General features: G+C 58.8%; 22 protein-coding genes and 1 tRNA gene. 11 read left to right on the top strand and 12 right to left on the bottom strand.

The window, feature by feature from the left end; genetic code table 11:
• Positions 1-93 precede the first annotated feature (93 nt).
• Complete coding sequence (locus tag QP982_RS00115) at positions 94-2,811, top strand: ATP-dependent Clp protease ATP-binding subunit (RefSeq protein WP_284870026.1); 2,718 nt, start codon at positions 94-96, stop codon at positions 2,809-2,811.
• 123 nt (positions 2,812-2,934) lie between these two features.
• Here QP982_RS00115 and QP982_RS00110 read toward each other — a convergent pair whose 3' ends face one another.
• Positions 2,935-3,780, bottom strand: coding sequence for a hypothetical protein (locus QP982_RS00110; RefSeq protein ID WP_284870025.1), 846 nt, complete (start codon positions 3,778-3,780; stop codon positions 2,935-2,937).
• Positions 3,780-4,340 (bottom strand): hypothetical protein, encoded by a 561-nt coding sequence (locus QP982_RS00105; RefSeq protein ID WP_187400234.1) that lies wholly within the window; start codon positions 4,338-4,340, stop codon positions 3,780-3,782. The genes QP982_RS00110 and QP982_RS00105 overlap by 1 nt, the downstream gene beginning before the upstream one ends.
• A gap of 133 nt (positions 4,341-4,473) precedes the next feature.
• Here QP982_RS00105 and QP982_RS00100 point away from each other — a divergent pair, with 133 nt between their 5' ends.
• Positions 4,474-5,307: a DUF1266 domain-containing protein gene (locus QP982_RS00100; RefSeq protein WP_187400235.1), complete on the top strand. Its 834-nt coding sequence runs from the start codon at positions 4,474-4,476 to the stop codon at positions 5,305-5,307.
• Between the two features lie 333 nt (positions 5,308-5,640).
• Positions 5,641-5,817 carry a hypothetical protein gene (locus QP982_RS00095; protein WP_005510144.1) on the top strand — a complete coding sequence of 59 codons (177 nt, stop codon included), beginning with the start codon at positions 5,641-5,643 and terminating at the stop codon, positions 5,815-5,817.
• Between the two features lie 39 nt (positions 5,818-5,856).
• On the opposite strand, the gene QP982_RS00090 is transcribed toward QP982_RS00095, so the two are convergent.
• Both QP982_RS00090 and QP982_RS00085 read right to left on the bottom strand, forming a co-directional pair.
• Entirely contained in the window at positions 5,857-7,044 is a 1,188-nt protein-coding gene (locus tag QP982_RS00090) for a lipase family protein (RefSeq protein WP_284870024.1), read from the bottom strand.
• 137 nt (positions 7,045-7,181) lie between these two features.
• Positions 7,182-8,114 carry an HhH-GPD family protein gene (locus QP982_RS00085; protein WP_070601108.1) on the bottom strand — a complete coding sequence of 311 codons (933 nt, stop codon included), beginning with the start codon at positions 8,112-8,114 and terminating at the stop codon, positions 7,182-7,184.
• 29 nt (positions 8,115-8,143) lie between these two features.
• On the opposite strand from QP982_RS00085, the gene QP982_RS00080 reads away from it, so the two are divergent.
• Positions 8,144-8,776: a carbonic anhydrase gene (locus QP982_RS00080; RefSeq protein WP_042388218.1), complete on the top strand. Its 633-nt coding sequence runs from the start codon at positions 8,144-8,146 to the stop codon at positions 8,774-8,776.
• A gap of 4 nt (positions 8,777-8,780) precedes the next feature.
• On the top strand, positions 8,781-9,491 hold the full coding sequence (locus QP982_RS00075) for a hypothetical protein (RefSeq protein ID WP_016421452.1): 711 nt from the start codon (positions 8,781-8,783) through the stop codon (positions 9,489-9,491).
• On the opposite strand, the gene radA is transcribed toward QP982_RS00075, so the two are convergent.
• Both radA and QP982_RS00065 read right to left on the bottom strand, forming a co-directional pair.
• Positions 9,488-11,047, bottom strand: a complete 1,560-nt coding sequence (gene radA / locus QP982_RS00070; protein ID WP_284870023.1) for a DNA repair protein RadA — start codon at positions 11,045-11,047, stop codon at positions 9,488-9,490. The two genes, QP982_RS00075 and radA, sit on opposite strands and share 4 nt — an antisense overlap.
• A gap of 289 nt (positions 11,048-11,336) precedes the next feature.
• Positions 11,337-12,023 carry a hypothetical protein gene (locus QP982_RS00065; RefSeq protein WP_049171870.1) on the bottom strand — a complete coding sequence of 229 codons (687 nt, stop codon included), beginning with the start codon at positions 12,021-12,023 and terminating at the stop codon, positions 11,337-11,339.
• Between the two features lie 154 nt (positions 12,024-12,177).
• Here QP982_RS00065 and QP982_RS00060 point away from each other — a divergent pair, with 154 nt between their 5' ends.
• From QP982_RS00060 to rlmB, 3 genes are all read left to right on the top strand, one after another.
• Positions 12,178-12,753 carry a CarD family transcriptional regulator gene (locus tag QP982_RS00060; RefSeq protein ID WP_005510159.1) on the top strand — a complete coding sequence of 192 codons (576 nt, stop codon included), beginning with the start codon at positions 12,178-12,180 and terminating at the stop codon, positions 12,751-12,753.
• 141 nt (positions 12,754-12,894) lie between these two features.
• The gene (cysS, locus tag QP982_RS00055) at positions 12,895-14,298 is read left to right on the top strand and encodes a cysteine--tRNA ligase (RefSeq protein WP_049171927.1); all 1,404 of its coding nucleotides are present in this window, start codon (positions 12,895-12,897) and stop codon (positions 14,296-14,298) included.
• Between the two features lie 57 nt (positions 14,299-14,355).
• Positions 14,356-15,300 carry a 23S rRNA (guanosine(2251)-2'-O)-methyltransferase RlmB gene (gene rlmB, locus QP982_RS00050; RefSeq protein WP_016421447.1) on the top strand — a complete coding sequence of 315 codons (945 nt, stop codon included), beginning with the start codon at positions 14,356-14,358 and terminating at the stop codon, positions 15,298-15,300.
• A gap of 556 nt (positions 15,301-15,856) precedes the next feature.
• Here the strand turns inward: rlmB and QP982_RS00045 are convergent.
• The 3 genes from QP982_RS00045 to QP982_RS00035 are packed head-to-tail and all read right to left on the bottom strand — an operon-like array spanning position 15,857 to position 18,446.
• A complete protein-coding gene (locus QP982_RS00045; protein ID WP_049171868.1) occupies positions 15,857-16,729 on the bottom strand; it encodes a metal ABC transporter permease in 873 nt (290 codons plus the stop codon).
• Positions 16,729-17,409, bottom strand: a complete 681-nt coding sequence (locus tag QP982_RS00040; protein ID WP_049171866.1) for a metal ABC transporter ATP-binding protein — start codon at positions 17,407-17,409, stop codon at positions 16,729-16,731. The genes QP982_RS00045 and QP982_RS00040 overlap by 1 nt, the downstream gene beginning before the upstream one ends.
• A 2-nt stretch (positions 17,410-17,411) precedes the next feature.
• Entirely contained in the window at positions 17,412-18,446 is a 1,035-nt protein-coding gene (locus QP982_RS00035) for a metal ABC transporter solute-binding protein, Zn/Mn family (RefSeq protein WP_101687894.1), read from the bottom strand.
• 317 nt (positions 18,447-18,763) lie between these two features.
• On the opposite strand from QP982_RS00035, the gene QP982_RS00030 reads away from it, so the two are divergent.
• Positions 18,764-19,870, top strand: coding sequence for a LacI family DNA-binding transcriptional regulator (locus QP982_RS00030; RefSeq protein ID WP_016421443.1), 1,107 nt, complete (start codon positions 18,764-18,766; stop codon positions 19,868-19,870).
• Positions 19,871-19,973: 103 nt separating this feature from the next.
• Complete coding sequence (locus QP982_RS00025; protein ID WP_016421442.1) at positions 19,974-20,597, top strand: flavin reductase family protein; 624 nt, start codon at positions 19,974-19,976, stop codon at positions 20,595-20,597.
• Here QP982_RS00025 and QP982_RS00020 read toward each other — a convergent pair.
• The 3 genes from QP982_RS00020 to thrE all read right to left on the bottom strand — a co-directional run bounded on the left by QP982_RS00020 (position 20,579) and on the right by thrE (position 23,353).
• Positions 20,579-21,055 (bottom strand): META domain-containing protein, encoded by a 477-nt coding sequence (locus QP982_RS00020; RefSeq protein WP_016421441.1) that lies wholly within the window; start codon positions 21,053-21,055, stop codon positions 20,579-20,581. The genes QP982_RS00025 and QP982_RS00020 overlap by 19 nt on opposite strands.
• 14 nt (positions 21,056-21,069) lie before the next feature.
• Entirely contained in the window at positions 21,070-21,447 is a 378-nt protein-coding gene (locus QP982_RS00015) for a hypothetical protein (RefSeq protein WP_016421440.1), read from the bottom strand.
• A 277-nt stretch (positions 21,448-21,724) separates the two neighbouring features.
• A complete protein-coding gene (gene thrE / locus QP982_RS00010; RefSeq protein WP_016421439.1) occupies positions 21,725-23,353 on the bottom strand; it encodes a threonine/serine exporter ThrE in 1,629 nt (542 codons plus the stop codon).
• Between the two features lie 359 nt (positions 23,354-23,712).
• Between thrE and QP982_RS00005 the strand changes: the two genes are divergently transcribed.
• Positions 23,713-23,788 (top strand) — tRNA-Thr (locus QP982_RS00005).
• The last annotated feature ends 188 nt before the right edge of the window (positions 23,789-23,976 follow it).

The following is a 23,976-nucleotide window of genomic DNA, read 5'->3' as shown; positions in this document are numbered from 1 at the left end:
GCTATAGGGATTAATCTGTGTCGCGTCGCGTTTAAGCTAGGTGAAACAACCTTTATTGAATTACGGCAAAAATAGACACTTGAAAGGGCAGTGATGTTCGAGAGGTTTACGGACCGAGCACGTCGCGTTGTCGTCCTGGCACAGGATGAGGCACGCGAGCTCAATCACAATTACATCGGCACGGAGCACATCCTGCTCGGCCTGATTAGTGAAGGCGACGGTGTGGCTGCCAAGGCGCTGGAGTCCATGGGTATTTCCCTGGACGCTGTGCGCTCTGAGGTGGTCGACATTATTGGTCGTGGCTCCCAGCCGCCGAGCGGTCACGTGCCGTTTACCCCGCGTGCAAAGAAGGTGCTGGAGTACTCTCTGCGCGAGGCTCTGCAGCTGGGTCACAAGTACATCGGTACGGAGCACCTGCTGCTCGGCCTGATTCGTGAGGGCGAAGGTGTTGCTGCTCAGGTCCTGGTTAAGCTCGGCGCTGACCTGCCGCGCGTACGTCAGCAGGTTATTCAGCTGCTCAGCGGTTTCCAGGGCGATGAGTCCGATGGTTCTCCGGAGCAGCGCCCGGTCGGCGCCACCTCCGGCGCTCGTGTGCAGGAAGGCAACCACCAGTCCGGTTCGCTGGTGCTCGATCAGTTCGGTCGTAACCTGACCGTGGCTGCACGCGAGGGCAAGCTGGATCCGGTTATTGGCCGTGAGAAGGAAATCGAGCGCATTATGCAGGTCCTTTCTCGCCGTACCAAGAACAACCCTGTTCTGATTGGTGAGCCGGGCGTCGGTAAGACCGCCGTTGTGGAGGGTCTCGCTCTGGACATTGTCAACGGCCGCGTGCCGGAAACGCTGAAGGATAAGCAGCTTTACTCCCTCGACCTGGGCTCGCTGGTTGCGGGCTCCCGTTACCGCGGTGACTTCGAGGAGCGTCTGAAGAAGGTGCTCAAGGAGATTAACCAGCGCGGTGACATCATCCTGTTTATTGACGAGATTCACACGCTGGTCGGTGCCGGTGCTGCAGAGGGCGCAATTGACGCGGCCTCGATTCTGAAGCCGAAGCTGGCTCGCGGTGAGCTGCAGACCATCGGTGCTACCACTTTGGATGAGTACCGTAAGCACATCGAGAAGGACGCCGCTCTTGAGCGTCGTTTCCAGCCGGTGAACGTGCCGGAGCCGAGCGTGGATCTCACTATCGATATTCTGCGCGGTGTCCGAGATAAGTACGAGGCTCACCACCGTGTCTCCATCTCGGATAAGGCACTGGTTGCCGCAGCTACCCTCTCGGATCGCTACATCAACGACCGCTTCCTTCCGGATAAGGCTGTTGACCTGATCGATGAGGCCGGTGCTCGTATGCGCATCAAGCGCATGACTGCCCCGGCTGACCTGCAGGAGATTGACTCCAAGATTGCCGATGTGCGTCGCCAGAAGGAAGCCGCCATCGACGAGCAGGACTTCGAGAAGGCAGCTGGTCTGCGCGACAAGGAGCGCAAGCTGGGCGAAGAGCGCCGCGAGCGCGAGAAGAAGTGGCGTGCGGGCGAGTCCGATACCATCGCTGAGATTGGTGAGGAGCAGATTGCGGAGGTCCTGGCTTCGTGGACTGGCATTCCGGTGTTCAAGCTCACCGAGGAAGAGTCCTCACGTCTGCTGCGCATGGAGGATGAGCTGCACAAGCGCATCATCGGTCAGGAAGAGGCCGTCAGTGCTGTCTCCCGCGCTATTCGTCGTACCCGCGCTGGTCTGAAGGACCCGAAGCGTCCGTCCGGTTCGTTTATCTTCGCCGGCCCGTCCGGTGTTGGTAAGACCGAGTTGTCGAAGGCCCTGGCCGAGTTCCTCTTTGGCGAGGAAGACGCACTCATTCAGATCGACATGGGTGAGTTCCACGACCGCTTCACCGCTTCGCGCCTCTTCGGTGCTCCTCCCGGATACGTCGGCTACGAAGAGGGCGGCCAGCTCACCGAGAAGGTGCGCCGCAAGCCGTTCTCCGTCGTGCTTTTCGACGAGATTGAGAAGGCTCACAAGGAGATTTACAACACCTTGCTGCAGGTCCTGGAAGACGGTCGTCTGACTGACTCTCAGGGGCGAGTGGTGGACTTTAAGAACACGGTTCTGATCTTCACCTCGAACCTGGGCACCAGCGACATTTCCAAGGCTGTTGGTATGGGCTTCTCGGGCGTCGGCGAGGCCGATGAAGACGGCAAGTACGAGCGGATGAAGGACAAGGTCCACGACGAGCTGAAGAAGCACTTCCGTCCGGAGTTCCTGAACCGTATTGATGAGATTGTGGTCTTCAAGCAGCTGAGCCAGGCCGAGATTGTTCAGATGGTCGACCTCATGCTGGCCCGCGTCAGCGACCAGCTCGGCGAGAAGCGCATCACCATGGAGATTTCCGACCGCGCCAAGAACCTGCTGGCTAAGCGCGGCTTCGATCCGGTGCTCGGTGCCCGTCCGCTGCGTCGTACCATCCAGCGCGAGATTGAGGATCAGCTCTCCGAGAAGATTCTCTACGGTGAGGTTGGTCTCGGCGAGACCGTCTTCATCGATGTCGAAGGCTGGGATGGCGAGTCCAAGGACGTCGACAAGGCGAAGTTCACCTTCACCAACAAGGGCAAGGCCGGTAACGTTGATGCCGACGGCGGTGCTCTGGCTGACTCCGAGGAAGACAAGGACGTTCTCGGAAATGCTGACGGCACCCTGAGCGTTGAAGCCGACGACATCGAAGGTGCTGCTGACCAAGCCGCTGCCGAGGCAGAGGTCGACTCCGATGACGACGGCCACAACCCGCCACCGGCTGGTGCGGGTGCTGGCCAGCCGCTCTAAGAGGTTTAGCCGCTAGCAGTACCAACGAACACTGCCGCCCCAGTTCCGACTCCATTATGGGAGGAACTGGGGCGGCAGTGTGTCTATATGCGGTCTTTCCTAAAAGCGCGGAGAGTTGTAGATCTACTTGGCCACGCCGAGGTCGACCAATGCTTTCTTTGCTACTTCAGGGTCATCATTTTTGATCATGTACTCAACGATTCCCTGGTCCTCTGGGAGGATTTCCGCAACTGTGATGAGGGACTCCACTCGCTGCGCCTTGAATGTGGAACCGCGCGTTGATTCTGCCGGAATCTCAACGGCATCCAAGACGGGCTTGCCGTCACGAACGGCGGCGGTGGCGGCAGGGTCATCGGTGAAGACTACGTAACCAACGTCGGGTGCCTTCGTAGTATCCACGGAACAGTTGGTACCCATTGCCTGTGGGGCGGGGGCATTATCCGCACCATAGTAGCTAAACACCACTTCATAGTCTGTGCAGGCCCGCACGAAACTAGCAATCGGTTCGGGTGCGTGGTCGGCAGGGGTGAGGCCGCCAGCGGTATCCCCACCAGTGGCACCGGTAGCGCCACCGTTGGAAGCGCCGGGATCGGCAGGTGCTTCAGCGGCGGACTGTGCGGGAGCAGCGGACTCGTCTGACTTGTCACTAAAGAGCGCGTCTTTAGCTGCAACGTAGGCAATCGCTAGCACCACGATGCCCGCTATCACTAAGGGAAGGAGTAATAGCTGCTTCTTTACACTGAGACCTTTCGATGCGCCGCTGGCCTGAGCACCTGTCGTGCCCGCACTGGAGTTTGACCTGGAGATAGCAGTCGTATTTGCCGGAGATGCTCCAGTTTCTAGTAACGAGCCATGCTTGATGTAATGGCGATAGCCATTTTCCGCAATAGCCAGGTTTTGCTCGATGTGTGATGTGTCTTCTGCCCCATTAAATCGGTCGGGCGAACCCGGGTATGCAAGTCGAATCATTATTCAGTCCACCACCGTGAATCAATGTCGGAATACAGGGAGCGCATCGACTCTGCAAGCTCTTCCAAACTATTGCGATTGAGACGGTGCTTGTTTTCTTTCCATCGCTCAAAAAGCTCCGTCGACGACACTGCACGCGAGGCCTCCGTTCGTGCCTCTCGGCCTGCGGTCAGGGCCCACTGGGCGGCAAATTGCACACGTTTCGCAGCTTTTTCTGTGAAACCGCTCCACACTTTATATGTGTTGTAGAGCTGGGCCACGACGGCCCAGCCGCCCTTGTAAGGCAGAACTGTGACGTTGCCCAGGTTGTCAAGTTCAAGGAACTCAAAATGGGATGGATCCTTCTTATCGGCGGTCACGAGGATCCTGCGGTTGGTGACAAACGCGGCACCGTCCACCCCGCTAGCTTTCGTGGCGGCGGCTTCCAGCACAATCTCGTCGACACCAAGGCCTTCTATAACGGCTTCGGCGGCAGCGTGCACAATCTCGGAATCGCCAGCACGCTTAAGCGCAGCACCGAGATCTGGCCGGTCTGTCAATGCAATTTGGGATCCTGTCATGCACACGAGACTAACAACACATCAAAAACTGTGACTGGGTGTGCTGAATTATGGCGTAGATCATTCCCCAGCATAGGGGTGATGGATGGGGCACCGCGGAACCGCGCCAGAAACCTCGGTACGTTGTGTGGATATGAGCTCAACGTTCACGCCAGCAAAGTTTGATGATACTTGGATTTACCGCCTTACAAAGTTCCCATGGCCGGAACCGGCGCCGAGCAAAGATGAGGTGCGCCGCCACTCTTGGGCAATGGTGTACAAGAGCAATAAGGCGTTTGCGACCCCGCTAGGGGTTGAGGCCATCAACGCAAGGGCGGCCAAGTACTACAAAACTTCTCTCGAGCAAAACTGGGGGGTCACTGGTGCACAGGAAGCGTATCAGGTTATTGATGCTCTGCTCGAAGGTGGCCAGCACGTGGAAGATGACCTGGTTTTACCCCTCGCATACGCCGTGAAGGACGTCCCCGAGCGCGAGCTAGATGTGGAAGTGGAGGAAAAGGTCGAGTTCCTCAAAGACTTCTTTATTGCCCAAGGCGCGGATCCGCGTCGTGGAGAACGTAAGTTCCGCTACCTCGTAAGGATGTTGCGCTCGGAGGGCTTTGCCAAAGCAGCGGCCCCGGCACTGCCCGCCACTACTCGCGCATGGGACATAATCCGTGTTCACAACGTTGGTGGCCCGGCAACGGAGCTGGGGTGGATCTCTCCAGAAGAGTTCCTTCAGATTTCAGACAAGGCCGTGGCGGCGCTGCAGCGCTACTTCGTGTCGTGGGCTGACGTAGCCGCAAGTTTCTGGTGGGGTCGAATGATTTGGGCGAGTGATGGTGAGCCCGACGTCACCGCTGCGATGAAGGATCAATCGCAACGGCTCACCGAGCTGCTCGCACACAGTGATTCGCCTTGGGTGCGCGTGCCCTTGCACGACATCCAGGCCGAGGAGCCATTCGCATCCTTGGGTGGTTTGCACTAACTAGCTGTCGTCATTGTTCGGCACGCTGTGGCGGTGGCCGGTTTCATGAGCTCACTAGGGGCGGTCACAAATAACGGATTGAGGCATCTATGGCGCAGGGACGGCGAGTTCAATGACATCTGCAAGGCGAAGTTATCTTCACCAATATGAGGCAAGGTCGGTAACGTTGATGCCGATGAGCGGTGCCTTGGCCGATTCTGAGGAAGATGACGGGCGTTCTCGGCAGTGCTGACGGTATCCTGAGCGTTTGTATCTGGCGACATCAAAGGTACTGCCAATCAAGATACTGCCGAGGCAGAGACCGAATCTGATAACTCCGAGGGAGAGAACTAAATGGGGATTCAATTTCGCAAGAAGCAGAACCTGGACAAGGACACGTGGCTGAACTACTCGGGTTCGGGAGTCTCTGGTTCTAAGCGTATCGGTCCAGTGACCATTAACAGCCGTGGCGGTTACACCGTCCGACTGGGCAAAGGCTTGACCTTCCGTGGTCGCTGGAAGAAAAAGTAGCTGTATTTGCTAGATGGAGGAAAGTGGCGAATGTCGCCGCTAGTACCCCATTTTCTGATTCACCCACGCAAGCATCTCTTCGTGGGTGAGCACGTAGGCAAGGCCGTGCGTCCCATCACCGAGGTCAGTGTCGACCTCCATGTAGGTGATGTCGGCGCCGGCCTTTTGCCACTTCTGCACAAGCTCGCGTGCCGACGTCACTGGTAACACATCATCCAATGCGTTATGGGTAACGAACACGGGCATACTGGGAGTCTTTGTGCCCAGAGCCTGCTCGTCCACGTGGCGTCGAACGACGGGGGAGAGCTCCGGCGAGCGCAGATTTTCCGCTATCCCCAAGTCGTTGGCCGTAAATGCCTTGGTGTCATTGCGAGGCCAACGTTCGACAGTGGCGCCAATGCATTCATCGGCGGTGAGCTTCAGGAAGTCCTGCCCCAGCGGGCTCAGCATGCGCTCGATTGGTTCTTTGGTCTCTGGGTACTCTGCAATCAAGCCGTTCATGAAGTAACCGACGAGTCCCGCCAGCGCCGAGCCGCGAATATGTAGCGCAGTGTCGGTGAGATCGGCCGGAATAGCCCCGGCGTAGACAGCGCGGATGTTCAGCTCCGAGGCGTACTCATCGGCTAGCTCGGCGGCTGCAGCGGTGGCACCTCCGCCTTGTGAGTAGCCGAAGAGCGCAATGGGAGTATCTGCAGGTAGTTGTAAAGCTTCAATAGTCGCTCGTGCCATATCGAGCGTGTTATTCCCGGCAACCTCACGGTTGAGGTACGGATGTACCCCGGGCGTGCCGAGCCCCTGGTAATCCACGATGGCAACATTCCATCCCTGTGCCAGCAGCTGAGGTGCCGGAGGCGTCGGAGGTGCTTCGTAGCGCAGCGCAACCGAACTGGCACAGTTGTCAGCCATCCCGAGAGTCCCCGGCGCAATCACCGCCAGCGGCCGTGGGGACTTCTCCGACCAGCGGGCATAGGGCTGCAATACGGTACCAGACACCGCTGTTTGGCGGTGGTCGCGTGCACCTGTGGAGGAAAACACGACCCGCTGTGCGCGTGCGGGCGCATTGACCGGGAATGGCGTCTGCGTAATTACCTGCCCCGGAGGCAATCGCTTCACCGTAGAAGAGTCAGAATCTGGGGAGCCGAAGTCAATCGAACCTAGCCCATCGACCGCTGAGCAACCAGCGAGCACACCCGCGCTAGTGCCAATCAGAGAAATTCCGAGCACCATGCTCAGTGCAATTCTGCGCTTACTAGCCCCAAAGAGACAGCGTTGGCGCTGAGATCGATGGAGCGAGGTGTTCATGTTCCTAATTCTAGGCAACGCACTTGTCCGAATCTGGTCTTTACCGGAGCATTGCCTCGGCTTTAACGGGGCAACTGGAAGCGGCCATCGGGAGTTTGCTCCGCAAGTCCGTCGTCAAGCAGGGAAAACAGTGCGCGGGAACGCTGATGTGCATCATCCCAGACCGCATCGAGAGCGGCCTGTTCGACGGGGGAGTCGGCGGCGCGGAGCACGTCGAGAAGCAAGCCCCGGACTTGGCGGTCGGTGCCTTCGAACTTCTGCACACGGCGTTTAGCAGCGGCGATTTCGTGGTCTTCGGGCTCGGGGCGACCCGCGGCAATCCAGGCGCAACTGGTGGCGATGGGGCATACCTCGCACTCGGGTGTCGTTCGACAGACGGTAGCGCCGAGTTCCATGAGTGCGACGGAAGTCTCGGCCGCAGTCGTGGGGTCGAGTGGTAGGAACTCTTCGACGAGCGCCATGTCGGCGCGTTTGGCGATGCCGGGTAGGTACGTGCCCTGACGGTGTCGCCGGAGTACGCGGCGCACGTTGATGTCCACCACCGGCGTGCGCGCGCCAAAAGCAAACGCCGCTACCGCCCGAGCGGTGTAGTCCCCTACCCCCGGAAGGGCTAACAGTGTGTCCACGTCGCTCGGCACTTCGCCGTCGTGCTTTTCGACGATCTTTTCTGCGCATTCACGCAGCCGGAGTGCACGTCGGGGATAGCCGAGTTTTCCCCACATACGCAGGACTTCATCCTTGGGCGCGACTGCCAAATCGGCTGGGGTGGGCCATTTTTCCAGCCAGGCGCGCCACGAGGGGATCACCCGGGCGACGGGAGTCTGTTGACTCATCACTTCGCTGACGAGCACAGCCCATGGTGAAGTGCCTTCTTCGCGCCAGGGAAGTGGCCGCATGTTGGTGCGATACCAATCACGTAAGGCGGCATCGACGTGTTCGTCGAAGTCGTCGGATTGGTTAATTGCAGAGGTCAATCTACATTCTCGCTTTCCCATAAACAGCGGAGTCGTTGCACAATATAGCTATGAGCAATTCTGAGAGGACTCCTGAGAGTGTATGGCAATCGATGGTGCGCGGAAACCTCCGCTTCTGTGAGAGCAAGACTGCGCATCCCCGTCAGGACTTGGTTCGTCGTAAGCAGCTGACGCAGGGGCAGAAGCCGAAGGCCGTTGTGCTGGCTTGCTCGGATTCCCGTGCACCGGTGGAGATTATCTTCGATCAGGGCCTGGGCGATGTATTCGTAATTCGTACTGCCGGTGAAATCACCGACCTGTCGGTGCTGGCTTCGCTGGAATTCGCAGTTGATGGTCTGGGAGTTCCGCTGGTGATTGTACTCGGCCACGAGTCCTGCGGCGCTGTGGCTGCGGCGAAGAATGCACTGGACGGTGGCGAACTGCCGGGTGGTTTCCAGCGTGTGCTGATTGAGAAAGTCACCCCGTCGCTGTTGGCGGCTCGCAAAGATGGCGAGACGGAAATCGACGAATTTGAGCGGCGCCACGTGCGCGAGATTGTTAATCACATTATTGATCGCTCGCCAGAGATTTCATCGCGCTTGGTGACCGGCGAGGTGGGCGTTGTCGGTATGCGGTACCGCTTGGAGGACGGACGCGCTGAGACCGTCGTTACCCATGGAGTCAGCGAGAACCCGCTAACCTAAATGTGTGACCAATAAGCTGCCTCCAGAAATCTACCGGCGTCGGCGTATCGCCGCGGCGGTGTTGCTCGTTATCATCCTCGTTCTCCTGGGCTGGGGTATTTCCGCACTGGTAAACCGGGACAGCGAGGATTCTGAACCGGTGAATGTCACCAGGGATGACGGGAAAGAGGTGACCCCTCCGGAACAGCCCAAGGAACCTTACGCGCCTAAGTCTGACAAGGACTCGACGAAGGACAAGTCTGACAAGGATGCCAAGACGGACGCTAAGGAAGGCGAAGATTCCGCGAAGGATGACGCTCAGGCGGCGCTTGCGAACAAAAAGGACTGTAGCCTTGCAGACCTGCAGGTGACAGCCACCTCGGATCAGCCGAACTACGGCGATGAGCAGCCGACTCTGGCAATTACCGTCCACAATCCCACCGGCGGTGAATGCCGCGTGAACCTCGATGAGCAGCAGTTGCGCTTCGAGGTGTACGACCTGGCAACGTACGAGCGCGTCTGGTCGGATGTGGACTGCAATGACTCCGAAGGCCACGGTGAACTGGTATTGGCACCGGGCGAGGAAGTCAACTATGCCGCCACCTGGTCGCGTCTGACCTCGGCGCCGAACAAGTGCTCCGAAGAAGACCGCGTCCCAGCGCCCTCCGGGTCGTACATCTTCTACGGCGTGATTGGTGACAACAACTCTGACGCCTACACGTTCAACATGCGCTAGCGCTTAGTTCCCAACCCAAGTTCAATGGCCTCGGCAACGGTGCCTGCTTCCAGCAGTCGCATCCCTGCCGGGCCTTTTGCGCCTCTGGGCACAATTGCCGTGTCGAAGCCCATTCGATGAGCTTCCTTAAGCCGCCACTCCAAATCGGTCACTCTGCGCACTTCGCCGGCCAACCCCAGTTCGCCGAGTGCAATGGTTTTGTCCTGGAAGGTCCGCTTAGTCATGGATGAGGCCAGTGCCAGCGCAATCGCCAGGTCCGCGGCAGGCTCCGACAGCGTCATTCCGCCGACGGTGGACACGTACATCTCCATGCGGGCCAACTGCTTGAAGTTACCGTGTTCAGTCAGCACGGCCGCGACCATCGGCACGCGCCTCGGGTCGAGACCAGAGACATTGCGTCGTGGATTATGTGCCTCGGTGTTGATTACCAGGCCCTGCACCTCCGCCAGCAGCGGTCTGCGGCCATCCATGGCCACGGTAATTGCAGTTCCCGAGGTCGGCGTTCGGTGATGCAAAAACAGCCCCGAGGGATCCTCAACTTCCGCAATGCCGCCCGCCGTCTGCTCGAAGCAGCCCACCTCATCGGTGCTTCCGAAACGGTTTTTCAGGCCGCGTAAGAAGCGTAGCCCCGAATGCCTATCGCCCTCGAAATTGAGCACCACATCAACCAGGTGTTCCATTGTGCGCGGGCCGGCCACATTGCCGTCCTTGGTCACGTGCCCTACCAAGAAAATCGCAGTCCCGGTCTCCTTTGCCAACGCCGCCAGGGCAGAGGTTACGGCGCGGGCCTGAGCAACGCCACCGCGAGCACCATCGACGTCGGCACGCATCGTCTGCACGGAGTCCACAATGAGCAGACCGGGGGAGAGCTCTAGTGTCAGATCGATGACGTCCTCGATATTCGACACCGCCGACAGGTACAGCGAGTCCGACAGCGCGCCAGTGCGCTCAGCACGCAGTCGCACCTGACCGACCGACTCCTCACCTGTGACGTAAAGTGTCGGCCCCAAATCGCCGTCCGCGCAGCGATAGGCCACTTCAAGCAGCAACGTCGACTTACCAACCCCCGGCTCGCCGGCCAAGAGCACCAACGAACCCGGCACAATACCCGAACCGAGCACCCGATCCAGCTCATCGATGCCCGTGCGCACCGCGTGCGCAGCTTTGGCGGAAATCCCGGTAATGGCTGTCAGTTCAGAAGAAGAAGTGGGGATTCGATCTGTTGCGGATGTCTCGGCGAGGAAACGTTCCTCCGCCTCGTCGTCAAGCGCGCGCTGTGCTAAACGCTGGCTCTCAGCCGCGACGGAAGTGGAAGATGCTTTACGACGACCGCCCCGCGTGCCGGGCTCCGTTGCGGCAGCACTCCGGCGACGTTGCTTGGCTGCCCGGGCGGCGATTTTGTCCTCAAGGGTGGAGCCGGACTTCCCGCTGCTGGAGCGGATAGTGACCTTCTCCAGCGTGCCCCACTCTTTGCAGTTGGGACATTGGCCGACCCATTTTGACACCTGCCAACCGCATGCCGAGCATTCGTAGGCTTCGTCTTTGGTCTTGGCCACGGTGCAACCACCTTTGCTTCAAACGAGGGGGCGACAGACCCGACAACGTTTGGTGCGGGATGTGCGGGAAATGTCGCTAAAAAATTGCCCCAGATACGCGAGAACGGGCCAGGGCAGAGTCAATGACATGTGTCAAGGACTGACTGTACCGCCGTGGCCCGTATCAAGCGACCAATCGCCCATGCCCGCTCGATGAAGCTCCTCGCGTTATTTGCGGGACAGGACTGCGCTGTACCAGCGCTGATAGTGCGCTGCGCACGAACAGCGCAGGGAACGCGCTGTACTGCGCTTACTTGGTTTCAATCATGCCGTCAGCACCGCGGTTCGGTGCGCCAGCTTCCAGAATGTCAGCGGAGACGGTGATGTCCAGGTCGTAGGTGTTGGTGTTGCCCTGCGGGTCAGTGAACTCGAAGGTGGCCTCGCGGTTCTGGCCAGCAGCGCTGCTCTTGTCGCCAACCAGGGTGGCCGGGTCCAGCTCATTGGTGTAGTACGCGATGCAGCCGGTGTTGTCCTTAGCGGTCTTAGCCAGCGGATCGATGACGGACTTCGGGCCGGCAACAATCTGGCACTCGCGCGGCAAGGAGTTCTCGCCCTTGGCAGCCTTAGCGAAGGAAGGAGTCTCAGCGACCTTCTTCAGCTCAACCTCGCCGATACCTTCAACGGTGACGGACTTCAGCGTGTAGACCGACTCGGTAGCGCGCTGCTGGTTGCTGGCGGAGAACTTCAGACCAGCGGTACCAGCCTCCGGGTCAACCAGGATGTGAGCGTCGCGGATGTTGACGAAGCCAAGAGCCGAGTTGGTGTTCTCAGCACCCTTGCCGGCAGCATCTTCGCCGCCGTTCATCGCACCGTCGACAGCCGGGTGCTGATTTGCGGTCTGCGAAATCTGACCGGCGCCACAGGCAGCAAGTGCAACTGCAGATGCTGCGGAGACGGTGATGAGAGCGCTGCGGCGAAGTACGGACTTGAAGGCCATGACTAGATTTCCTCCAGTAGCTTGAGGATGGGCGATAGGATTTTCAGTATTTAAAGAACACCTTAGTGTCTTCCTAAGATGTTCTCATACTACCCGTAAAATCATGGGGGGACATGATAGGGTGGAAGGCCGTTGGAAAGGGCGTGTGCATTACATGGAATTCAGCATTGGCGATACCGTAGTTTATCCGCACCACGGAGCTGCGAAAATCGAAAACATCATTGAACGAGAGCTTAACGGTGAGACCGTTCAGTACCTTGTACTGCAGATTCTGCAGAGTGATCTGAATATCCAGGTGCCCGCCAAGAATGCCGAGCTGGTCGGTGTCCGCGATGTTGTTGGTGAAGAGGGACTGCTGAAGGTCTTCTCCGTGCTACGTGAGACCGACGTGGAAGAGGCCGGCAACTGGTCTCGTCGCTACAAGGCCAACCAGGAGCGCCTGGGTTCGGGCGACATTAACAAGGTCGCTGAGGTGGTTCGTGACCTGTGGCGCCGCGATCAGGACCGCGGTCTGTCCGCCGGCGAAAAGCGTATGTTGAGCAAGGCTCGCCAGGTTCTCGTCGGTGAGCTCGCGCTTGCCGACGGCGTTGATGAGGCCAAGGTCGAGGAAGTTTTTGCCCGCGTCGATGCCACTATCGAGCGTCACCGCGCGCTGGCACAGGAAGGTGCCGCTGGTGAGAAGAAGGATGAAGCCGACGATAAGCCGGTGGACCTGGACGCAGACGCATAAGTCGAGCCCCCTTATCGGTTTTCCACCCAGTAGGGATTTTCTGCACTTTTCCGGATAACGGCTAGCGCACACACATTGCCCGTGTGCGCTAGCCGTTTTCTCTTTTTCACCCGTATCTATTTCCCCGCTATGCTCGGGGCTGTGACATTTCAAATCTTCGATACCGCAACCCGCCAACTGAAGGATTTTGAGCCTCTCCGCGAGGGGCATGCCTCCATTTACCTGTGCGGTGCGACTCCGCAGGCTCAGCCGCACATTGGCCATGTTCGCTCTGGCGTGGCCTTTGATATCTTGCGCCGTTGGCTGATCGCCAAGGGGTATGACGTCGCGTTTGTGCGTAACGTCACCGATATCGATGACAAGATCTTGAATAAGGCCGCCGAGCACGGCCGCCCTTGGTGGGAGTGGGTCTCCCGCTTTGAGCGCGAATTTACCTGGGCCTACAACCAGCTCGGTGTTCTTCCGCCGAGCGTTGAGCCGCGTGCCACCGGACATGTCACTCAGATGGTGGAGTACATGCAGCGTCTGATGGATAACGGCTTCGCCTACGCCGTCGACGGCAGCGTCTATTTCGACGTGGATGCCTGGTCCAAGGCTGAAGGCAGCGACTACGGCAGCCTGTCCGGCAACCGCGTCGACGAGATGGAGCAGGGCGAGACCAATACTCCGGGCAAGCGCGGTGCGCACGATTTCGCACTGTGGAAGGCGGCTAAGCCGGGCGAGCCCTCGTGGCCGACGCCGTGGGGCAATGGCCGGCCGGGCTGGCACCTGGAGTGCTCCGCCATGGCCACCTACTACTTGGGCTCGGAGTTTGACATCCACTGTGGCGGCCTCGACCTGCAGTTCCCGCATCATGAAAACGAGATTGCGCAGTCGCACGCAGCCGGCGACGGCTTTGCTCGCTACTGGATGCACAATCACTGGGTCACCATGTCCGGTGAAAAGATGTCGAAGTCGCTCGGCAACGTTTTGTCTGTGCCGCACATTTTGACCATGGTTCGTCCGGTTGAGCTGCGTTACTACCTCGGCAGTGCGCACTACCGCTCCGTGCTGGAGTACTCCGAGGAGGCTCTGCAGGAAGCGGCAGCGGGCTACCGTCGTATCGAGGCGTTTATGCACCGTGCCGTCGATAAGCTCGGCGATATCGAAATCGGTGAGTGGACGCCGGCGTTCGAAGCAGCGCTCGACGACGACCTCGCTGTCCCGCGCGCGCTCGCAGAAATCCACAACGCTGTTCGTGGAGGCAATCAGGCGCTTGCCGACGGCGACGAGACCAAGGCCAAGGAGATTGCCGGTGCTGTCCGCGCTATGGCCGCAGTCCTTGGATTCGATCCGCTGAATGAGCAGTGGGCAACCTCCGATTCCGGTTCTGATGCAGCAATGCATGCGCTCGGTGTGCTGGTTGAGCACCAGTTGGAGGAACGCACCCGGGCTCGTGCAGAGAAGGACTGGGCTACGGCTGATGCTGTGCGCGACCGCCTGAAGGAAGCGGGTATCGAGGTAACTGATACCGCGGATGGTCCAGCATGGTCTGTCGCTGACTAGGGCTGAAAAGCTGGCTTTAGGCTAAAGAAAACTATTAACAACAGGAAGCAGGTAGCTATGGCAGGCAACGGTCGTCGTGGTGCAGTGCGCAAGGCAAGCAAGAAGAACGTTGGCGGCTCCGGTGGCCAAAAGCGTGGCTTGCGTGGCAAGGGGCCGACCCCGAAAGCAGAGGACCGCGTTTATCACGCAGCTCATAAGCGGGCGAAAGAGAAGCGCCGCCGTGACTCGGGGCGTCATGAGCGCAAGGGGGATGGCACCGAGCTGGTAGTTGGCCGTAACCCGGTCGTGGAGTGCCTGCATGCAAAGGTGCCAGCGGCCGCGCTGATTGTGGCGCTGGGTACCGACAATGACGAGCGCCTGCAGGAGTCAGTGCGTATTGCTAACTCCCGTGGTATCCCGATTCGCGAGGTACCCCGCCACGAGTTGGACACCATGACCGGCAACACCATGCACCAGGGTATCGGCCTGCAGATTCCGCCGTACAAGTACGCATCTGTCGAAGATCTGATTGATTCTGTGGCCCAGACCGGTGAGCCGGGCCTTATCGTCTGCCTGGATAACATCACTGATCCGCGTAACCTGGGTGCGGTCATTCGCTCGGTGGCGGCCTTTGGTGGTCACGGTGTGGTGATTCCGGAGCGTCGCTCGGCTGCCATTACGGGCGTCGCCTGGCGTACCTCTGCTGGTACTGCTGCGCGTCTGCCGGTTGCGCGGGCGACCAACATGGTGCGCTCGCTCAAGCAGTTCCAGAAGGCTGGTTACCAGGTCGTTGGACTGGATGCCGGTGGCGATCACACTCTGGACACTTACGACGGCACCACCCCGGTGGTTATGGTCGTCGGCTCCGAGGGCAAGGGACTTTCGCGCCTGGTGCGCGATACCTGTGACACCATCATGTCCATTCCGATGACCGGTTGGGTTGAGTCGCTCAACGCTTCCGTTGCTGCCGGCGTGACTCTGAGTGAGTTTGCCCGCCAGCGCCGGGCAAAGAGTAGCCAGTAGCGCATTTGATACCCCCGTAGGCACCATTACCAATTCGTCATAGTAATGGCGTTTACGTGGGGTATTTTGCGTTCTAAATGGCGGCCGGTACTTATGGCTACCCCCAGTAGTTCAGCGCTTTAAAGATAATTCTATTTCCGGCGTGCGCTGCAGAAATGACGGCGTTATTATCACTTCCAACAGAAAATTATCCGTAGTTTCCTGAAGGGGAGGGCGGGCAAATCATGCTCCTAGAAATGGGGGCGTAATTGGCCGTAATTTAGGGATGCTCACGGACCTAGCGGTGGCTTGTACAGCTAGCTTTTGGGTCACTGAGATGTCAGACCACGACATCCTCAGCGTTAGTTTTTCTGTCTGCCGGGTCACCCCATTTCGGCAGCCTCGCAGTCTTAAAAAGAGCGGGGGTATTGGAGTCTGCTTTTAGAGAATCCAGTAAAAATACGGGCAGCCCCTCGGTGGCGAGAGGGGAGGTGGACGCACCTTCTCCGCAATCGTCACTCGAGGAGCTGCCCGATGTTTTTGTTGTTTTAAAAGCCACTCCGAAAAGCGTATGTGTCTATTTGCTCCACTTGGCAGCCTGAACGTCGTCACGCGTTGCCTTACGCGACTGCACCGTTCCGATGGCGTAGCAAATCAGGTAGAGGACAAACGCGATTGTCGTCACTAGAACGCTGACCGGGATGCCCGGTGCGAGCGAGAGGACGATGCCGCCGACAGCCGCGACCTCGGCGAAGATGGTCGACAGGATGATGGCCTTCACCGGCGAGGCAGTGACGAATGCGGCCGCGGCACCCGGGGTGATAATCAGGGCGATGACGAGCAGGGAGCCGACAATTTGCACGCCCTGGGCGGCGACGAGACCGGTGAGAATCGCGAAGTAGATCGATAGCGCCTTGACGTTGACACCACAGGCGGCGGCCATGATGGGGTCAGCGGAGGCGAATAGCAGCGGCCGCCATTTCCAGGCAACGCCGCCGACGACGATGACCGCGACGATGGCCATCGTCCATAGAGAAGTGTCAGTCAGACCAATGATCTGGCCGGTGAGAAGTGAAAACGCGGTACTTGTCCGGCCAGGGTAGAGGTGGATAAACAGCACCGATAAGCCCATGCCGAAGCTCAAAACCACGCCCACAACCGCATCTTGGCGCCCTCGAAGCGACAGTGCTGCCAGGACTATTGCGATGAGCACCGAGCCGATAATGGCGCCGCTGCTGACACTGACACCCAGTAATAGAGCCGCGGATGCGCCCATGAGTGCCAGCTCACTGGTGCCGTGGACCGTGAAGCTCATCTGCCGCATGACAATCAGGGGCGAGATGATGCCGGAAATCAGCCCAAGCAGTGCCGCTGCAATGAGGGCATTGTGGACGAAGCCGACCTGGAGTAGAGCGGCGGTGTCGGAGAAATACTGAGCCAGTAGGGTCATTAGGCGATAACCAACTTTCCCTCGACACGGGCAACCACAATTTTGGTTTGGTAGAGCTCCGAGAGCGTCTCTGAGGTGATAATTTCCTCGACCGATCCGACCGCATGTCCATGCGGCGTCAGGTAGAGCACCCGGTCACAGACGCCCAGGATGGGGTTGATGTCGTGGGTGACAAAGACGACTGCCGTGTCATTTTCCCGGCGATGCCGGTCCAGGCGCTCGACCGTGGTCCGTTGTGCCGCAGGGTCGAGGGAGAGCAGAGGCTCGTCGCAAAGCAAAAAATCCGGTGCCGAAACGAGCGCCTGCGCCTGGCGCACAAGCTGTTGCTGACCGCCAGAGAGCGTGCCGACACGACGGTCCGCAATACCCGTTGCGCCGACAAAGTCCAGCATCTGGTCGGTGGCGGAGCGGTTCTTGCCGGCCGCCAGCTCGACGAGGTCGCGAACCCGAATGGGCAGCGAGGGCTCGAACATCCGCTGCTGCGGAATGTAGCCCAGGTTTCCGTCGACTTTTACTGAACCGTGAGTCAGCCGTCGCATGCCAAGGGCGGTGGTCAGCAGCGTGGATTTGCCGACGCCGTTCGGACCCAGGATGGCCAAGAACTCGCCGGGCTCGATATCCAAATTCAGACCGGACCACAGCGGTTCGACGGCTGCGTCAGTAAAAGTCAGTGAGGGCAAAGTTATGCGGACTCCATATCGGAAAGGGTTTGCTTGTAGAGGTCAAAGAACGACTGGTCAGTGCTGGGTGACTCAAAAACATCGACGATTTTAACGCCCTTTGCTTTGGCTGCCTCGACGAGTCGCTGCGAGACCTGGTCGTGGGTCTGTGGCGAGTCGATGAGGTAGTCCAGCTCGCCGGACTCGATCAGCTTGAGCATTTCATTGACATCGCTTGCCGACGGCTCGGACTCATTCAGCGTGGACTGACGGTAGCCCTTCGGGGTGATGTCCTTGATCTTCGTGTCCTTCAGGATGTCATCGGCCAGCGGGTGAACCTGAGCAACCTTAGCGGCCTCGAGCTTGCTCTTGGCCTCTTCGATGTCCTTGATTTCCTTGTCGACAGCCTTGGTGTCGGCCTTGGCGCCCATCTTGGTCAGAGCTTCGGCGAGCTGCTCTGCAGTTTCTTCAACCGCATCGGTGTCGTACCAGACGTGTTCGTTGGCTTCGCCGTCATGGTGGTGGTGCTCGTGGCCTTCGTGGTCGTCGTGACCTTCGCCATCATGCTCGTGGCCTTCATGGTCGTGCTCGTGGCCCTCGTGATCATGGTCGTGACCTTCGTGGTCGTGGTCGTGGTCGTGGCCCTCGTGATCATGGTCATGTTCGTGGTCATGGCCTTCTTCCTGCGGCAGCGCAGAGATAATGACCTTGTCCTTTGCGTCACGCAGAGAGGAGGTCAGCCATGCGTCGTAATGCCCGCCACCTGCGACGAGAATATCGGCGTCCCCTACCTTTGCCATGTCGGCTGCGGCCGGTTCGTAGGAGTGAGGGTCGATGTCGTTGGACGCGATAATCGGGTCGATGGAGACCTTCTCGTCGTCGGTGACTGCGTCGGCGACGTCTGCCCAGACCTTGGTGGAGGTGACCACCTTAATGGTGTCTTCGGACTTGCCCGCGGACGTAGCGCTGTCATCATTGCTGGAGCATGCGCCGAGACCTGCGACGAGGCCGGCGCTGGCGACTAGCGCCGCGATGCGCGTGGAAAAGCGTGCCTTCATATATGTATCCAATCCTGTTGCGGGCTGAATTATTCCTTTTATTCAGCTCCTGAGCATTAACCGCTATTGAAAACAGTTGTCTTTTAGTTCAAATAACATAGTAGGGGCTGCGGAGACCCAGTCACAAGGCGGGCCTCTGCCGGAGTGGCCGAAATGACAGTCGCGCACATTCGTTGGGTAAAGTTGTCCGCGATTAGATGCGTGTGATGCTCGTTGTAGTTCTTTTCCATAAAATCGAGGTTTTCTACCTGAGGTAGCTGGACGAAGATATCTGAGCGGGCAGTCGCTGTTGGTTTTTCAAGAAGGGTCGGTATTCCGTGCAAAGTCGGCGTCGTCGTGGCACCTTGGCTTCCATCGCTGCAGAACTTGGGGTCTCGCGCACGACTGTGTCTAATGCTTACAACCGTCCTGACCAGCTCTCGGAGAAGTTGCGGGAGCACATCTTGGAAACTGCGGAGCGGCTTGGCTATCCCGGGCCGGACCCAATGGCTCGCGGTCTGCGCATGCGCCGGGTTGGCGCCATCGGCGTGCTGTTCACCGAGCACCTCCCGTTCGCTTTTGAAGACCCTGCGTCGGTGGATTTTCTCGCCGGCCTCGCAGAGGAGCTCGGCGAAATGGGCGACTCCATGTTGGTCATTCCAGCTTCCTCCGAGGAGGGCGGGGACGTAGATCTCAATCTGATTCGGCAAGCGGTGGTCGACGGTTTCGTGGTCTACTCCGTCGCGGACAACGACCCGTTCCTCGCTGCCGTGCGCGCCCGTGGCTTGCCGACGGTCGTGTGCGACCAGCCTGCAGATGCGGTGGCTCTACCGTTTGTGGGTATCGATGACCGTGAGGCCATCAAGCCCGCGGTGCGACACCTGACTGAACTGGGACATCGCAAGGTGGGAATCTTGTCAGTGCGATTGTCGCGTACCCCGAACTCGGGATATGTCACGGAGAAGCGGCTGGCAGAAGCTCATCACCAGGTGCAGAAGAACCGCGTCGAAGGTGCGCTGGAAGCGCTTGCCGAGGCTGGTATTCAGCAGGTGGATGTGCCTATCATCGAGCGCCACCTCAATGACCGCGAGAATAACCGCGATGCGGCTCGCCAGCTGCTGACCGACAACCCGGATCTCACGGCGGTGGTCTGTACCACGGATACTCAGGCAATTGCGGTCTTGGAATATGCCAAGGAGAACGGAATTCGTGTTCCGGAGGACCTGTCCATCACAGGCTTTGACGGAATCGAGCGCGCCCTCTTCCACAAGCTGACCACTGTAATTCAGCCGAATAGGCAGAAGGGCATTGCCGTCGGCCGCGCGCTGGCCGAGGAGCTTGAGGCCGCACGCGAGGACAGCGGTCGCGCTCCTCGCGTCTTGTTGGAGACTGAGTTTGTCGTTGGATCGACAACCGCAGCGCCGTCGGCACCGTCAGCCGGGTAGCGGGCCGACGAGGGTAACAACATCGTGGCGCTATCGGGGGCTCTTGGGGTGGTAAACCCCACCTCGTCTTTACTGTGTTCGGATTCAGATTAAGGTCTATTACATGACAGATTCAACAAATTCGAGCACCGACCGATCAGCTGCGGCTCTCAATAGTCCGGAAGCTACCCGCGACGACCATGTCGAACTTGGCGGCCCCGTCGAATTGGATGAAATGTCTATCCGTGGCGCGATGAGTGAGTTCACCACTGGCGTGACCATTATCGCCACCGAGGATGAAGGCGAAGCGTACGGTTTCGCCTGCCAGTCTTTTTCCTCGCTGAGTCTCACTCCACCGATGGTTCTGTTTACTGTCATGAAGACCTCGCGGTCCTGGCCGCATATACGGAACGCTGGACGCTTCTCCGTCAATGTGTTGGCCGAGGATCAGGAGGATATCTCGGCAGCCTTCGGCCGCAGTAATGGCGAAAAGTTCAAGACGGGGAAGTGGACCCGCTCTGAGCTGGGCAACCCTTTATTGCACGGCTGCTCCGTGTGGATTGATTGCACCGTCGTCGATGTTTACGAAGGCGGCGATCACTGGATTGTGACGGCGGATATTGTGGCTATCGGCAAGCGTGAAGAAATCAATCCGCTCATTTACCACCGCGGTTCTTACGCACGGGTTTCTCACCCCGGCACCGATGCGCCTGTCGATCAGAAGTGGCGTCAGCGCCCCTCGGTGTAACCCGAAGTTGTCGCAGTCCAGCCACGGCGATCCTCGCCTGGCTTGGGGTCTTTCATCTCTCGCATGCGCAGACCATTGTTGTCCTGCGTGTAGACGAATTCGCCCGCCACAATCTTGTGGAAACGCTCCGAATAGGTCTGCGCCTGGTCTGAGCAGTCCAAACTGCGAGTCTGCTCCGGGGTACCGAATTCGACCGCCTCGCCCTTCCACTGCAGCGAACCAGAGCCGTTGCCACAGGAATCAGCGAAGGTATATGTTGTCTGCCCCAACGTAATAGTCGGCGCCTGAGTTCCGTCCGGCACACCGTGGGGCAGGTTTGGGTCATCAAAGATCGCGGTTATCTGCCATTGCTTGCCGACGATCTCCGCTGCCGGCTTTGCCTGGCATGCGGTAGCCGTCATGGACACTGCCGCAACGACAGCTACTGCGGCAACCGCTTTTTTCCCGCTCCGACCCATGCTGCGTGACCCCGTTAGTTAGCTGCCTTCTTGGTGGTCTTCTTAGCAGCCTTCTTCGTCGTCTTCTTAGCGGCCTTCTTGGCAGCCTTCTTCGCCGTCTTACGAGTGGTCTTCTTTGCGGCCTTCTTGGTCGACTTCTTCGCAGTCTTCTTAGTGGACTTGCGTGTGCGCTTTGCGGTCTTCGGAGCGTTTTCCTTCTCGTATTCCTCGTGAACCTTCTTGAAGCTCAGGCCTTCCTTCTCCACTCCGAGCATGCACATCAGAGTGACGGCATCGTAGAAATCCTCGGCGAAGGTAGCAACAATTCGCCGTGCGCCAGCAGCGGTCTTTTCTTCGACCTTGTGAAGAGCCTCGTTCTGAGCAGTGCGAGTGTCTGTGACCTTCGGTGGCACGAATCCTCCTGGCAAGCATGGCCTTAATTGCGCCCCATACACCTACTTCTGCCAGCCATCTCGCCACATGCTCCCGGCACTGAGCTCAACCGAGTTCAGTGAAGAAGGAATGGGATTGTGATGACGCAGTTTCAGCTTTAAGCGCTACTTACAATTCAAAAACCTTATTCTACCACGTTGTTGATAGGTCGCGCGGTGTGGATAATGCTCCCATGGATACGGCTAGTCCACGCAGCGGCTGTCCCGCGGATTGAGCAGTGGCTGCCCCGCGGAATGGCTAGTCCACACGCGGGTTCATACCGCCCTTGAAGCGGTAGTTGCGTGGACGGCGAGGCTTGTTCCGCGGATTCACAGGACGGATGCGACGCATACCGGCCCGGATTGGACGGGTCAGGCCACTGTCTTCGCGCAGTGCGCGAGGGCGACGGAGCCTGCGCGCCATCCATTCACCGAGGACAATACCCGCAGCTAGTGCCGTCGCAATGCCTAGCGCTGAGGCTAGCGCCGTAAACCCCTTGGTCGGGTGGTCGTGCAGCAGTGCGTGCATACCGCGGTAGATCGTCATACCCGGAAGCAGCGGGGTTACGCCTGCCACTGCCGTAATCAGCGGCGGGATGGACCAACGTCGTGCCAGCAGGCCACCGATGAGACCAATCAGCGTTGCTGCCGCGCCTGCGCTGGTCACCGGATGAACTCCCAGTGGAGTCAACACGTAGTAGTAGGTCATCGACCCCAGCAGAGCGACCGTTCCGGACACTGACAACGCGGTGAACCCAGCATTCGAGGCCAACGCAAATGCGATTGAGGCGGTAGTTCCCGCTATCACCCTCACTGTCGCCTGTGCCAGGTTGAGGTCAGAACCCGCGATGACGTCGGGAAGCGGAATGCCCAGCATTCCGGAAAACTCGATGCCCATTGCGATGCCAGCGACGATTCCGCCGGTCAACAACATGGTGTCGAAGAAGCGCGCGGAGCCAGTCACAGGTGCGCCGGTGATGCCGTCTTGCAGTGCTTGCACGAGGGTTAGGCCGGCGAGCATCACGATAATTCCCGAGGCGATCAGCCTGGATGGCTGCATCTCAAAGGGGAGATACGCCTGCGCCGCATTGAGCACAGCAGCGGAGAGCGTGGCAATGAGACCGCCGACTGCATTCTGAAAGAATGTGGGCAACTCGCGGGCAGCGAGTTCACCAATCACGATGACGATGGCCAGTGTGACCGCAGCCGCGATAAGGGCGACCTCGAAACTCGAGCCGAGCAGCACTGTCACAGATGAAGCCAGCAATGCCCAGCCAGTGTAGATGACGCGGAGGCGGTATTTTGCGGGCTCACGCTCGACCTTGTCGATAGCCTCAATAGCCTCCTCCAAGCTCAGGTGGCCCGCGCGAATTCGGCGGATGACACGGTCGGTGTGACGCAAGCGCTCGAAGTCGGGCACTGGTGCGGTGACAACGCGCATCGCGGTAATAGGGGTACGGCGCGCGCCGATGAGGTGGTAGACCGTCACGGAGGTCAACGTGATATCGACTTGGATTTGGGTGAGGCCATAGGCTGAGGTCACGGCCTTAATTTGTAGCTCGGTATCGCGGTTGCCCGAGCCACATGCCAGCAATAGCCCGCCGATGCGAGCAGCGAGATCGAGTACGGCCGTGACCTGACTCGGGTCGGAATAATCGATCGGTGCCAGCGGCAGCGGGGTAGTAGTCGAGTGCACTAGGTCGACAGTTGCCGTTGGGCCGGAAACGAAATCAATCACGCGCTGCTTGAAGGTGGACTGACCTTCGATTGCAGGAAACTGGGTCTGCGGAGTGTCGTCGTAAGAGACAGTGGCTTCAGCGTCGTAGAGATCATTCTTCGCAGCGGAGTTTTCTCCGGCGTTGGAATTGCTGTCACCAGCGAATGACATGTCGACACTTCCTTTCCCCGATACTGCCTGGGGTGCATTGCAGTGATGCTGCAAAGACGCGATGCGGAGACGTTGCAGAAACATAGCCCCAGTGATTTAGCGATAGTCACACTACCCCGTCAGTGACCGAGAATCTTAATTCGTTTTTGAGGCGGTGAATTTGCCTATCTGAGCGGGGCTTTTAGCGTGTGGAAAAGTGTTCAAGAAGTGCGGTTGCAGTTTTCCTGTGGTGTCGTTTTTAACTTCTGCTTGCCAACCTGTACAATCGCCTGTCAGCGGCACAGCTGAGTTCGATTCTCAGGTTGACTCTGATTCTTTCGAGCCAGCGACGGCTAACGCCAAAAGGTCGCTTTAAAGTTGCCGGGATGGCGCAATTGGTAGCGCAACTGATTTGTAATCAGTAGGTTACGGGTTCGAGTCCCGTTTCCGGCTCCAAAACCCCAGGTCAGGAAGTTTTCCGGCCTGGGGTTCTTTGGTTTAAAGGGTGCTCGCGTCCTTTTTGGGTCCTTTTTCGTCGCTCCAATGCAAAAACCCCCGCGCCAAGAGGGGTTAAGTAAAGAAAAGTGTGTCTTTTCCGGGCGTGTTGCGGTTATTTGATCCAGCCTTTTTGGATGCCGAGGTTG

The organism is Corynebacterium sp. MSK019 (assembly GCF_030232425.1).
In the GTDB taxonomy this organism is placed as follows: domain Bacteria; phylum Actinomycetota; class Actinomycetes; order Mycobacteriales; family Mycobacteriaceae; genus Corynebacterium; species Corynebacterium jeikeium_D.
This window is presented reverse-complemented; position numbering and strand designations above follow the sequence as displayed.